Annotated in this window: 10 protein-coding genes; 7 read left to right on the top strand and 3 right to left on the bottom strand. The window is 74.1% G+C overall.

From position 1 onward, the window contains the following. Nucleotides 1-120: 120 nt before the first annotated feature. Entirely contained in the window at nucleotides 121-600 is a 480-nt protein-coding gene (locus ACQRUO_RS35115) for an NUDIX hydrolase (protein ID WP_428320215.1), read from the bottom strand. Nucleotides 601-803: 203 nt separating this feature from the next. Here ACQRUO_RS35115 and ACQRUO_RS35110 point away from each other — a divergent pair, with 203 nt between their 5' ends. From ACQRUO_RS35110 to ACQRUO_RS35080, 7 genes are all read left to right on the top strand, one after another. Beyond that, nucleotides 804-2342 carry an FAD-dependent monooxygenase gene (locus ACQRUO_RS35110; RefSeq protein ID WP_428320214.1) on the top strand — a complete coding sequence of 513 codons (1539 nt, stop codon included), beginning with the start codon at nucleotides 804-806 and terminating at the stop codon, nucleotides 2340-2342. 2 nt (nucleotides 2343-2344) lie between these two features. After that, a complete protein-coding gene (locus tag ACQRUO_RS35105) occupies nucleotides 2345-2530 on the top strand; it encodes a hypothetical protein (RefSeq protein ID WP_428320213.1) in 186 nt (61 codons plus the stop codon). Between the two features lie 318 nt (nucleotides 2531-2848). Further along, nucleotides 2849-5275: a protease pro-enzyme activation domain-containing protein gene (locus tag ACQRUO_RS35100; protein ID WP_428320212.1), complete on the top strand. Its 2427-nt coding sequence runs from the start codon at nucleotides 2849-2851 to the stop codon at nucleotides 5273-5275. Nucleotides 5276-5692: 417 nt separating this feature from the next. Further along, nucleotides 5693-6697: an XRE family transcriptional regulator gene (locus ACQRUO_RS35095; RefSeq protein WP_428320211.1), complete on the top strand. Its 1005-nt coding sequence runs from the start codon at nucleotides 5693-5695 to the stop codon at nucleotides 6695-6697. A 114-nt stretch (nucleotides 6698-6811) separates the two neighbouring features. Beyond that, the gene (locus ACQRUO_RS35090; protein ID WP_428320210.1) at nucleotides 6812-7285 is read left to right on the top strand and encodes an HPP family protein; all 474 of its coding nucleotides are present in this window, start codon (nucleotides 6812-6814) and stop codon (nucleotides 7283-7285) included. Nucleotides 7286-7434: 149 nt separating this feature from the next. Then, nucleotides 7435-7908, top strand: coding sequence for an SAM-dependent methyltransferase (locus tag ACQRUO_RS35085; protein ID WP_428320209.1), 474 nt, complete (start codon nucleotides 7435-7437; stop codon nucleotides 7906-7908). Between the two features lie 271 nt (nucleotides 7909-8179). Then, nucleotides 8180-8968 (top strand): TrmH family RNA methyltransferase, encoded by a 789-nt coding sequence (locus ACQRUO_RS35080; RefSeq protein WP_428320208.1) that lies wholly within the window; start codon nucleotides 8180-8182, stop codon nucleotides 8966-8968. Here the strand turns inward: ACQRUO_RS35080 and ACQRUO_RS35075 are convergent. Continuing rightward, nucleotides 8867-11125, bottom strand: a complete 2259-nt coding sequence (locus ACQRUO_RS35075) for an FUSC family protein (RefSeq protein ID WP_428320207.1) — start codon at nucleotides 11123-11125, stop codon at nucleotides 8867-8869. The genes ACQRUO_RS35080 and ACQRUO_RS35075 overlap by 102 nt on opposite strands. A gap of 10 nt (nucleotides 11126-11135) precedes the next feature. Beyond that, nucleotides 11136-12377: an HTTM domain-containing protein gene (locus ACQRUO_RS35070; RefSeq protein ID WP_428320206.1), complete on the bottom strand. Its 1242-nt coding sequence runs from the start codon at nucleotides 12375-12377 to the stop codon at nucleotides 11136-11138. Nucleotide 12378 lies beyond the last annotated feature (1 nt).

The raw sequence follows: 12378 nt of genomic DNA, 5'->3' as shown, positions 1-12378 counted from the left end.
GCTCATGCAGTCCGGCCAACCCGTTTGACCAGCGACGAGCATCAACCTCGGATATGTCCCCACCCATGAACAGCCCAACGAGCGAACCCGACAACCGTCACGGTAAGCACCGTTGCAGTACTAAACCCCGTCGAACCGGAACGCCGCCGTCCCGGTGCAGCCCAGTGCCAGCTCCAGCCGCTCCCGGCTGTAGCGGTCCAGCTCGGGCAGCGCGTCCTGGGTGAACCAGCCGACCTCCAGCGACTCCTCGTCGTTCACCCGGGCCTCGCCGCCCACCGCCCGGCAGCGGAAGGTGAGTTCGAGGTACCGGGTGTGGTCGCCGTTCGGATAGGTGACCGGCGGCGAGACGGTGACCGAGGTGAGCAGCTCGGGCACCGCGACCACCCCGGTCTCCTCCAGGCACTCGCGCACCGCCGCCTCGGCCGGCTGCTCGCCCGGATCGATGATGCCGCCGGGCAGCGCCCAGCCCCCGGTGTCCGCACGGCGGCCGAGCAGCACCCGGTCCAGGTCGTCCAGGACCACCACACAGGCGGCGGAGAGCCAGAGCGGTCGGTGGCCGACCAGGGCGCGCAGTTCGGCGAGGAACGGGGGAATGGCCATGACCGGCAGGGTAGTCGGACCCGCGGCCACCAGGCGGCGCCGGCCCGGCGGCAGCGGGGGCACGGCCCGGCGCAGGCGCGGATCCGGCGGCGCCACGGGGGGACTCGGCGCCACCGGGAGATTCACACCGCCCCCACCGGCCCGCGATGATGGGAGGTCGACGTACCACGAGGAGTGGTCAGCGACCACGGAGAGTTGAGCCCATGTCGGATCAGCACGTGACCGAGTCCGAGGTGATCGTGGTCGGCGCCGGCCCCACCGGACTGCTGCTCGCCGGTGACCTGGCCGCCGCAGGCATCCGGGTCGCCCTGCTGGAGAAGCGCGGCGAGGAGTCCAACCTGACCCGCGCCTTCGCCGTGCACGCCCGCACCCTGGAGCTGCTGGACGCCCGCGGACTGGCCGAGGAGTTGATCGCCACCGGCACCCCGCTGGACCGGCTGCGGTTCTTCGGCAAGCTGCGGATCGACCTGTCCAAGCTGCCCTCGCGCTTCCCGTTCGTCCTGGTCACCCCGCAGTCGCAGACCGAACGGGTGCTCCAGGAGCGGGCCCTGAAGGCGGGCGTGGTGCTGCTGCGCGAGCACCAGGTGACCGGGCTGCGCCAGCACACCGACCACGTCGTGCTCACCGTGCAGACGCCCGAGGGGCCGGTCAGGCACCGGGCGCAGTACGTGGTCGGGACCGACGGGGTGCACAGCTCGGTGCGCGAGCTGGTCGGGATCCCGTTCCCGGGCGAGTCGGTGGTGAGCTCGGTGCTGCTGGCCGACGTCCGGCTGACCGAGGCGCCGCACGACGTGTTCACCGCCGGCGCGACCGCGGACGGCTTCGGCTTCCTGGCCCCCTTCGGGGACGGCTGGTACCGGGTGATCGCCTGGGACCGGACCCGCCGGCTGCCGGACGACGCGCCGGTGGAGCTGGCCGAGATCGCCGACATCGCGCGCCGCACCCTGGGCGCCGACTACGGCCTGCACGAGGCCCGCTGGATGTCCCGCTTCCACAGCGACGAGCGCCAGGCGCCGCGCTACCGGGACGGCCGGGTGCTGATCGCCGGGGACGCCGCGCACTGCCACTCGCCGGCCGGCGGGCAGGGCATGAACACCGGGATGCAGGACGCCGCCAACCTCTCCTGGAAGCTGGCCGCGGTGGTCCGCGGCCGGCAGCCGGAGAGCCTGCTGGACAGCTACCAGAGCGAGCGCCACCCGGTGGGCAAGATGGTGCTGCGCAGCTCGGGGGCGCTGATCCGGCTCGGCCTGGCCCAGAGCGCGGCCGCCCGCGCCGTGCGGGCGGCGGTCACCACGCTGGCCGGCGCGCTCGACCCGGTGCTGGACCGCGGCGCGCGGCTGGTCTCCGGGCTCGGCTTCAGCTACCCGACCGAGCCCGGCTCGCACCCGCTGGCCGGGCGCCGGATGCCCGACCTGCGGCTGGCCCAGGACGCCCCGAACCGACCGGCCCGGCTCTACGAGGCGCTGCGGGCCGGCCGCTTCGTGCTGGTCAGCGCCGACGAGCGGGCCCCCGGTGGGAGTTCGCCGTTCGGCGGCCTGGAGCCGGCCACCACCGAGCCGTGGCAGGACCGCCTGGTGTTCGCCGCCCCGGCCGACCCGCACGGCAAGCTGCGCGCCACCGTGCTGCTGGTCCGCCCGGACGGCTACGCGGCCTGGGCGGCGGCCGACCCGAGCCGGGCCGAGCTGCGCACCGCGCTCACCCACTGGCTCGGTGCGCCCACCGAACCCGGCCGGGGGGCCTGAGCGTGGCCGGGCGGTTCGACCGGCTGCGGGCCCGGGTGGTCCGCGCGCTGCCGCCGCGGCGCACCCCGCACCACGCGCGGCAGAACCCGGAGATCAAGGGTGGTCCGTACGGCTTCCGGCCGGCCGAACTGGGCACCTTCCCGGCCGCCGGCTGCCCGGTCACCGCGCCGCGGGACGAGGGCGGCTGAGCGGACGGCAGCGACCCGGCACCTTCCCCCCGCCCGACCCGGCACCTTCCCCCGCCCCCACCGGCCCCGGGCCGCCGCACCGTCGGCGCCCGGGGCCTCGACCGTTCCGACACAAAGGTCTGGACCAGCCATTAACTGTATGACCTGGCGGCCATTCAGTTCACATTCGGAAAATCAACACTTGACTGTTATTTGGGAGTTCATTACCTGATTATTGCTCAGCTCCCAGGAAACTTATGGGATCTTCTTATCAGCGTTTCCGACCCCACAGAACGCCTGACCCCTGCCGGCCCTGCGCGCCGGCCAGAGGAGGATCCCGTGCGCCCTCGTCCGCTCGCGCTCGCCGCCGCGATAGCCCTGCTGCCGCTCTGCGCGGCCTCGCTCTCGGTCACCGCGGCCCAGGCCGCCACCCCCAACGCGGCCGCCCCGCTGATCGCGCTGCCCAACACCGTGACCCCGGCGGTGGCCCACGCACAGAAGCAGGGTGACGTCCCGGCCGCCCAGCAGCTGTCGGTGGCGGTCAGCCTCAAGCTGCGCAACGCGGCGGAGCTGGACAAGTTCCTGGCGGACGTGGCGAACCCGGCCTCCCCGGTCTACGGCCAGTACCTGACCCCGCAGCAGTTCGCCGACCGCTACGCCCCCACCGAGGCCGACGTGGCCAAGGTCCAGGCCTACCTGAGCGCGCACGGCCTGACCGGCACGGTCAGCGCCAACCGCCAGGTGGTGGACGTCAAGGGCGACGCCGACAAGATCGCGGCCGCCTTCGGCACCCACGAGAGCGCCTACTACGACGCCTCCCAGAACAAGCAGTTCTTCGCCAACGACCAGGCGGCCAGCCTGCCGGCCGACGTGGCCTCGGTGGTGGCGGGCGTGGCGGGCCTGAACAACCACACCGTGCGCACCACCCGGCTGGCCAAGCCGAACGCGACCCCGAACGCGACCAACGCCGCCCCGAACGGCTACGGCCCGGGCCAGTACGACGGCGCCTACAACCTGAACAAGATCGGCGCGGACGGCACCGGCGTGAAGGTCGCGCTCTGGGAGTTCGACGGCTACAGCTCCACCAACCTCACCACCTACGACCACCAGTACGGTCTGACCGGCCCGGCCGTCAGCACCGTCTCGGTGGACGGCGCCAACTACGACAGCAAGCCGGGCGAGGGCCAGGGCGAGGTCGAGCTGGACAGCGAGATCGTGCGCGGCGTGGCCCCCCAGGCCACCCAGCTGGTCTACGAGGCGCCCAACAACGACCAGGGCGAGGTCGACATGGCCGCCAAGATCGTGGCGGACGACCAGGTCTCGGTCATCTCCATCTCCTGGGGCTCCTGCGAGCCGGACACCACCCAGTCGATCATGACCGCGGTGGACAACTCCTTCAAGCAGGCCGCCGCCGAGGGCATGTCGGTCTACTCGGCCTCCGGCGACGACGGCTCGCGCGACTGCACCCGCTCCACCAGCGGTGCCAACGTCAAGGCGGTCGACTTCCCGGCCTCCGACACCTACGTCACCGGCGTGGGCGGCACCAACCTCCAGGTCTCCGGCTCCGGCTACGGCTCGGAGAGCGCCTGGAGCACCGCCGGCGGCGGCGTCTCCACCGTGTTCGCCAAGCCCAGCTGGCAGACCGGCACCGGCATCGGCGGCATGCGCACCGTCCCGGACGTCTCCTCCAACGCCGACCCGAACAGCGGCTTCGCCATCTACACCCAGGGCACCAGCGGCCCGGGCTGGCAGGTCTACGGCGGCACCAGTGCCGCGGCCCCGCTCTGGTCCGGCTTCACCGCGCTGTTCAACCAGAAGGCCAAGTCGGCCGCCAAGCCGAACCTGGGCCAGGCCAACCCGGCGCTCTACCAGGTCGCCAACTCCGCCGCCTACGGCAGCACCTTCCACGACGTGACCACCGGCGCCAACCAGGACTTCACCGCCGGCACCGGCTACGACCAGGTCACCGGCTGGGGCTCGCCGGTCGCCGACGCGCTGACCAACGCGCTGCTCGGCAACGGCGGCTCGACCGGCGGCGGCAACACCGTCACCGTCACCAACCCGGGCAACCAGAGCGGCACCGTGGGCAGCGCCGTCTCGGTCCAGGTCAACGGCACCGACAGCGCCACCGGCCAGAGCCTGAGCTACTCGGCCACCGGCCTGCCGGCCGGCCTGTCGATCAGCGCCTCCGGCCTGATCTCCGGCACCCCCACCGCCGCGGGCGCCTCCACGGTCACCGTCACCGCGAAGGACTCCACCGGTGCCACCGGCACCACCACCTTCACCTTCACGGTCGCCGCGGCCTCCAGCTGCACCCCGGCCCAGCTGCTCGGCAACGCGGACTTCGAGACCGGCACCGCCGACCCGTGGCAGACCAGCTCCGGCGTGATCAACGGCGACCTGACCAGCGAGCCCGCGCACTCCGGCAACTACGACGCCTGGCTGGACGGCTACAACAGCGCCCACACCGACACCCTGTCGCAGACCGTCACCATCCCGGCCGGCTGCAAGGCCACCATGTCGTACTACCTGCACATCGACACGTCGAACCCGAGCTCGACCGCCGATGACACCCTGACCCTGACCGCCAACGGCACCGCGGTGCAGACCTTCTCCAACCTGGACGCGGCGAGCGGCTACGTGCAGCGCACCGTGGACCTGTCCGCCTACGCCGGTCAGAGCGTCACCCTGACCTTCACCGGCGCCCAGAACGGCAACGGCCAGACCAGCTTCGTCCTGGACGACACCGCGCTGAACGTCGGCTGACCACCGGCCCACGGCGCACCGACCGGCCACTGACGGTTCGCTGACCGACCACTGACCGGGCACTGACCAACCACTGACCGGTCGCTGAACGTCCGCTGAATACAACGCGTCATGACCCGGTAGCGCACTGACACCGAATTGCCGAGAATCCCAGGTCGTGAGATCCCGCCGGTATCGGGCCGCCGCCCGATACCGGCGGGATTGTTGCATTCGCGTTTCGTCGGTTTGGAGATCCGCGCAAACCGCGGTGAAAGTAATTTGTCGTGACCACTGTCATACGTACCGGTAGATGACGTAGCCTCTGGTCCCTGCGTAGTGTTCCTGCAGCTCGGTGCCGTCCCCACAACGGCACCGGGCCGGTCCTGCCGTGCCGCCCGCGAGGACGGCTCGACGGCTGGTGGGGAAGGGTGAATTCGCATGGGCTCGCATTACCCGCAGAACACCGCTCACCTCCGCCTGGTGGAGCAGCAACGGTCGCCGGGCCCCGCTGCGTTGCGCAACCTGCTGCCCGAGACCTGCTCGATCACGGCCGCCGCCGGTTTCGCCGAGACCCTGCACGGCGCCATCGAGGCCAGCGGCCTGAGCCTGGACCGGATCCGCACCGAGCTGGACCGACAGGGCGTCAGGGTCAGCGTCACCACCCTCAGTTACTGGCGGCGCGGTCGCAGCCAGCCGGAGCGGGCCTCCTCGGTGCGCGCCGTCTCGCTGCTGGAGGACCTGCTGGGGCTGCCCGAGACCGCGCTCTCCAGCCTGCTGGGTCCGCCCCGCCCGCGCGGCCGGTGGGTCGCCGGCGGTCCGCAGGACAGCCTGCCGGTCACCGCGATCTGGCCGGAGGAGCAGCGGATCGCGGAGATCTTCGCCGAGCTGGACGCCCCGCCGATCGGCGAGCTGGAGCGGCTCAGCGTGCACGACGCCTGTTACGTGGACGCCGACCGGTTCGGCCGCCAGCTGAGGACCCGTCAAGTGGTGCGGGCCACCGCCGCCGAGGTCTCCCGCTGCCTGGTGGTCCACCAGGCCGACGAGGACGCCACCGGCTGCCCCGAGCTCACCTCGGTCCGGCACGCCCGGCTCGGCCGGGTCCGGCGCGACCCGGAGATCGGGCTGCTGGTCGCCGAGCTGCTGCTGGACCGCCCGCTGAAGTTCGGCGACTGCACCGTCTTCGAGTACGAGGTCGAGCTGCCGCCGGGCGGGCCGACCACCGTCTACGGCCGGCGGTTCGCGGCGCCGGTGCGCGAGTACGTGCTCCAGGTGCACTTCGACCCGACCGCGGTGCCGGTGCACTGCGAGCGCTACGAGCGCGACCCGGGGGCGGCGGCCGACCGGGTGCGCGAGCGGCTCTGGATCGGCGCCTCGGCCAGCGCCCACGTGCTGGCCACCGAGCAGCAGCCCGGCCAGAGCGGGATCCGCTGGGAGTGGGAGTAGCCGCCCGCCCGCGGCTGACCAGCTGGCAAGACGGACCTCCCCGTCTTCAACAGAATGTATAGCCTCCTGGGCCTGCCCCGACTTCGGTCTCCCGAGCGTCCAGGAGTCCCTCGCATGTCCGCACACCGCCCGCACCCGCTGCACGTCTTCCGCGCCTCGACCTTCGCGATCGGTGCCCTGTTGCTGCTGGTCGGAGTGGGTGTGCTGGTCGGCCAGCCGCTGCTGATCCCGCCGCTGGCCGCCAGCGCCGCCCTGGTGTACGGCGCGCCCGGCCTGCCCATCTCGCAGCCGCGCAACGTGGTCGGCGGCCAGCTGCTGGCCGCCGCGATCGGCTTCGCGGTGCACGACTTCACCGGCCGCAGCGCCTGGGGCGCCGCGGTCGCCGCCGGCCTGGCGCTGGCCGCCATGCTGCTGACCCACACCTCGCACTCGCCGGCCGCCGCCACCGCGGTCGTGGTGGTCTTCCAGGCCCCGCACCTGCTGCCCTTCCTGCCGCTGCTGGGGCTCTCCACCGCGCTGCTGGTGGGGATCGGGATGCTGGCCGGCCGGCTGGGCCGCAGCGCGGTCCGCTACCCGCTCAGCTGGTAGGGCCCGCTCCTCCGGTCGGCCCCGCTCCCGCCCGATTCCCGCCCGGCCGCCGCCGCGGATCCGGTGGACCCGGTGGATCCGGTGGACCCCCGCCACGGGCTCCGGCAAGATCACTCCCAGGTAGATCCCGCACACCCCTGGGGGAGACGATGAACACCGAAAGCACCGTGACGCTCCGCCCGGTCGGACTGGTCACCGGCGGCCGCACCGAGGTGGTCGACGACGACTGGGGCCAGGTCGCCGCCGTGATCCGGCTGGACCCCGAGCAGTACGAGCCGGAGGCGCTGCGCGGCCTGGACGCCTTCTCCCACCTGGAAGTGGTCTTCCACTTCCACCGGGTGGCCGAGACGAAGATCGAGACCACCGCCCGCCGCCCGCGCGGCAACCCGGACTGGCCCGAGGTCGGCATCTTCGCCCAGCGCGGCAAGAACCGGCCCAACCGGATCGGCGTCTCCCGCTGCCGGCTGGTCGAGGTGAACGGCCTGGACGTGCACGTGCTCGGCCTGGACGCGGTCGACGGCACCCCGGTGCTCGACCTCAAGCCGTGGATGACCGAGTTCGGCCCGCTGGGCAACACCGGCCAGCCGCGCTGGGCCACCGAGCTGATGGCCTCGTACTACTAGGCCGCCGACCAGGAGCGCGGCCGCCCGGACCCCGCCGCACCAGGGCCTGTCTTCGAACTCCCGCCGTCCGCCCGAAGGGCGGGCGGGGCGGCTCCCCCAGCCTTCGGCTGGGAGGTGCCCCCACGGGTGCGTGCATCGGCGGCGCCGAGGATGGGGGTACCTCCCGGCCGAAGGCTGGGGGCCATTGGCGACTGACGAGAAGCCGTCGAGGTGCGTGCCCCGGCGTCGCCCCGCAGGCGGGAGGTCGAAGACAGGCCCTAGGATCCGCGGCGTGACCAACCAAGCAGCCGGCCCCGAGCAGCAGGGCCCCGACCTGGCCGTCCACCGCTGGCGGGCGGCGGCGGCCGAGCCGTCGACCGTGCTGATCGACGGCTTCCACGCGCTCAAGCACACCCTGCGGTTCGGCGGCGAGGTCCGGCAGGTCCTCACCGCCGACCGGGCGGCGCTGGCCGCGCTGGCCGCGGCGCTGGCCCCGGACGTCGCGGCGGCCGTGCTCGCCGCGGCCGTCGAGGTGCCGGCCGCGGTGCTGCGCGAGCTGGTGCCCCGCCCGCACCCGACCGGGGTGGCCGCCCTCGCGGTGCGCCCGACGGCGGCCGCGGAGCTGGCCCGGCTGAACGAACTGCCCCGCCGGGCACCGGTGGTGGTGCTGGACAACCCGCGCAACCTGGGCAACGTGGGCGCCGTGGTCCGGCTGGCCGCCGGCTTCGGCGTCACCGGGGTGGTCACCACCGGCGACCTCGACCCCTGGCACCCGACCGTGGTGCGCGGCGGCGCCGGCCTGCACTTCGCCACCGCGGTGGCCCGCCTCGACCCGGACGAGCTGCCGCCCGGCCCGCTCTACGTGCTCGACCCCGAGGGCGAGTCGATCCACACCACCCGGCTGCCCGACGAGGCGCTGCTGGTCTTCGGCTCCGAGCGGCACGGGGTGAGCGAGCGGCTGCGGGCCCGGGCGGACGCGCTACTGGCCATCCCGATGCGTCCCCAGGTCTCCAGCTTCAACCTGGCCACCTCGGTCGGCATGGGCCTGTTCCACTGGCAGGCCGGGCACGCGGCCGGCTGAACCGGCTGAACCAGCCGAGCCGGCCGACGGCCGGATCGCCCGCTCCAGCTCGCCCAGCGCCTGCACCAGCAGCCGGGAGCCGGCCCGCACCACCTCGGCGGCACCGGCGGCCGGCCCCGACTGCGGCAGGCCGTCCGGCCCCGGACCATCCGCCCCGAGGCCGTCCAACTGGTGCGCCCAGACCCGCTGGGCCGCGCGCACCGCCCGGAAGTCGGCCGGCGTCCCGGTCAGCACCGCGGCCCCGGCCGCCGCCGTCGCCCGGGCCAGCAACTGCCCGAACTCGGCCGCCCCGGGCACCGGCTCGGCCTGCCGGTCCGGCAGGTGGGCCTCCATCAGCAACGAGACCCGGGAGAGCAGGCCGATCGCCTCCCGGGCCCGGCCCAGCTGCCGGCGGCTCAGCTGCGGCGAGTGCGCGCCGTGCCGCACCGGCTCGGCCGCGGCCCGCTCCCGGGCCAGCAGGAAGGCGGCCCGGGTCTCCCGGACGTCCAGCAGCGCGCCGCGCACCTGCCGCGGGTCGTGGCCCGCCGGGTCGCCGTAGCCGGCCAGCACCGCCGCCGCGTAGCGGCCCGCCGCGGTGATCCACTCGGCGGTGCGCTCGGGCAGCCGGGCGGTCTCCCAGGTGGGGAAGAGCGCGTAGCCGACCAGCGCCACCGCACCGCCCAGCAGGGTCATCAGGATCCGGTCCCGGGCGGTCTCCAGCACCCCGCCCGGCAGCATCCCGAGCAGGAAGACCACGTAGGCCGAGATGCAGCAGGTCATCACGGCGTAGCCGGTGCCCAGGGTCAGGTAGCCACCGGCGATGCAGGCCACGGCCAGCGCGCAGGCGGCCGCGTTCCCGGGGTGCAGCAGCTCGACCACCCCGGTGGCCAGCAGCACGCCCACCACGGTGCCGGCCACCCGGGCGATGCCCCGGCTGTAGGTCTGCGCGAAGTCGGGGCGGATCACCATCGCGGCGGTCAGCGCCGCCCAGTAGCTGTGGTGCAGCCCGGTCAGCCTGGCCAGCAGGTAGGCCGCGGTGACCACCCCGGACAGCCGCACCGCGTGGTGCAGGATCGGCGAGCGGGGGCGCAGCTGGCCGCGCGCGGTGCGCAGCGCGATCGGCACCAGCCGGCCGAGCCCCGGCCGCTGCAGCACCCCGCCGGTCCCGGCGAGCGGCATCTCCAGCCGGGATTCGGTGCGCTGCTCCAGGGCGCCGAAGGCCTTGCCGAGCAGCGCGGTGATCCGGCGGGCGGCGCGCAGCGGCGGGCCGTGCAGCACCGGGTGCAGCGGGGCGGCGAGCGTGGCGGGCGCGGCGGCGGGGTAGGCGGGCGGCGCGCCGGTGCGGATCGCCCGGGCCAGCACGTCCAGCAGTTCGGCGGCGCCGGCCAGCAGTTCGCGGACCCGCTCGCGCTCCGGCCCCGCGGCGGCCGCGCCGAGCTCGGGGTCGGCGATCGCCGCCAGCGCCGGGCGGATCTTCTCGGCGATCCCGCGCAGCCCGTGCAGTTCGGGCGGGCGGCGGCGGGCCTGCCAGGGGGTGACGGCGGCGGCGTGCCGGGCCGTCATCAACGGTTCCGGGTCGACGAAAGCGTGCGGGTCGTGCCGCAGCCGGCGGGCGTAGTCGGCCAGCGAGGCGTAGGCGTCGGCCAGCGCGTCCCGCTGCGCGCCCCAGTTGCGGATCGGCCAGAGCGTGATCACCAGCGCCTGGACGCCGCCGCCGAGCGCGCAGAGCAGCGCGTGCCCGGCCGCCGTCCCGACGCTGACCGGCAGTTGGACCACGACCAGCATCGCGGTCAGGGTGTTGGTGGCCACCACCCCGGCGGTCGGCCCGAGCGACCAGGCCAGCCCCGCGGCGAACGCCCAGGCGGCCAGCAGCACCGCGAAGAGCCCGGGCACCGAGACCGCGAGGTACCCGAGGAAGGTGCTCACCCCCAGGCCGAACCCGGCAGCGAGCGCCAGCGAGGGGCGCGGCCGGAAGCTGCGCTGGAAGGTGGCGACCCCGGCGATGAAGGCACCCATCGCGGCGGAGGTGGCCTGCCGCGGCCCGCTGATCGTGAGCACCGGGAAGACCACCAGCGCCACCGCGAGCGCCCCGCGCACCGCCCGGTAGGGGTCGCCCAGCGCCGGCTCCAGGCGCAGCCCCGCGCGCCCGGTGTGACGGAGCGCGGCAAGCCAGGGCATACCGGACAGTCTAGGTGACGCCTTGTCGGGCGAGCCCAGGACGGCGGATCCCGACCAGCCGCCGCAGCAGCCCGCCCAGCCGGACCAGCAGGCCGGTGGGCAGGAAGACGGCGTCCGCCGCGACCATCGCCAACGAGAAGAGCGGCAGCCCGAGCAGCACCGCGATCGCCAGGTGCTCGGTGATCATCACCGCCAGCAGCACGTTCTTCACCCGGCGGTTGACCAGTGTGAACGGGAAGGCGACCTGCACCGCCACCGTGCCGTAGGAGCAGAGCAGGACCAGCACCGCGCTGGAGCCGATCAACGCGGACAGGCCCGGCCAGGGGGTGAAGTAGTCCAGGTGCAGCGGGTAGTAGAGGGCGCTGCCGTCCTGCCAGCGGGAGCCCTGCACCTTGTACCAACCGGCGGTCGAGTAGACCAGCACCACCTGCGCGGCGACCACCAGCATCGCGCAGTGGTGCAGCATGCTCGCCAGCGCGTCCAGCACCGCCCGGACCTCGCCGAAGGGCGCCCGCCGCCCCACCGACCACCAGAGGCCGGCCACCGCCCAGAGCGCCCAGAACGGCACCGCCCAGCCCAGGTAGGGCCAGCCGTCGCCGCTCCAGCCCAGGTGCCCGGTCAGCTGAGCAGCCGTCAGCAGGGCGCCGGAGAGCACCCAGAGCAGCACCCCGACCGGATCCCGGCCCGCGCCGCCCGTCCGCCGCCGGCGCCGCGCGTCCAGCGACCAGACCTCGGCGCACCGGGTGAAGACCAGGTAGATCGCCATCAGGTGGACCACGTTGTCGCCGCCGTCGCCGACCAGGACCGACCGGTTCTGCACCGAGAGCACGGCCACCATGAAGAGCACCGAGCTGAACCTGGTCCGCCAGCCGAGCAGCATCAGCACCCCGGCCAGGATCGCCAGCAGGTAGCAGAGCTCGAACCACCAGCCCTCGTCCCGCCAGACCAGCACGGTGAAGGCGTGCGTCTCGGCCAGCAGGTCCCGGGCCAGCCCGGGGCTCCACGGCGAGCGGTCGCCGTACAGCACCCGGCGGTGCGGCCACTCCCGCAGCAGCTGCAGGGTGAAGACCAGCGCGAAGCCGATCCGCACCACGGCCGCCTGGTGGACCGCCTGCGGACGGCCGGCGAAGACGGTGGCGCCGGCCCGCACGACCGCCCGCAGGCCGCCGACCAGGCCGAGCCGGGTGCCGGACTGCGCGGCGGCCCGCACCGGCGACAGCGGCGGGGGGAGCACCGGGGTGGCCGGCGGCACC

The sequence above is a fragment of the Kitasatospora sp. LaBMicrA B282 genome (assembly GCF_050325825.1).
In the GTDB taxonomy this organism is placed as follows: domain Bacteria; phylum Actinomycetota; class Actinomycetes; order Streptomycetales; family Streptomycetaceae; genus Kitasatospora.
The sequence above is the reverse complement of the archived record's forward strand: the minus strand, read 5'-3'. Positions and strand labels throughout refer to the sequence as shown.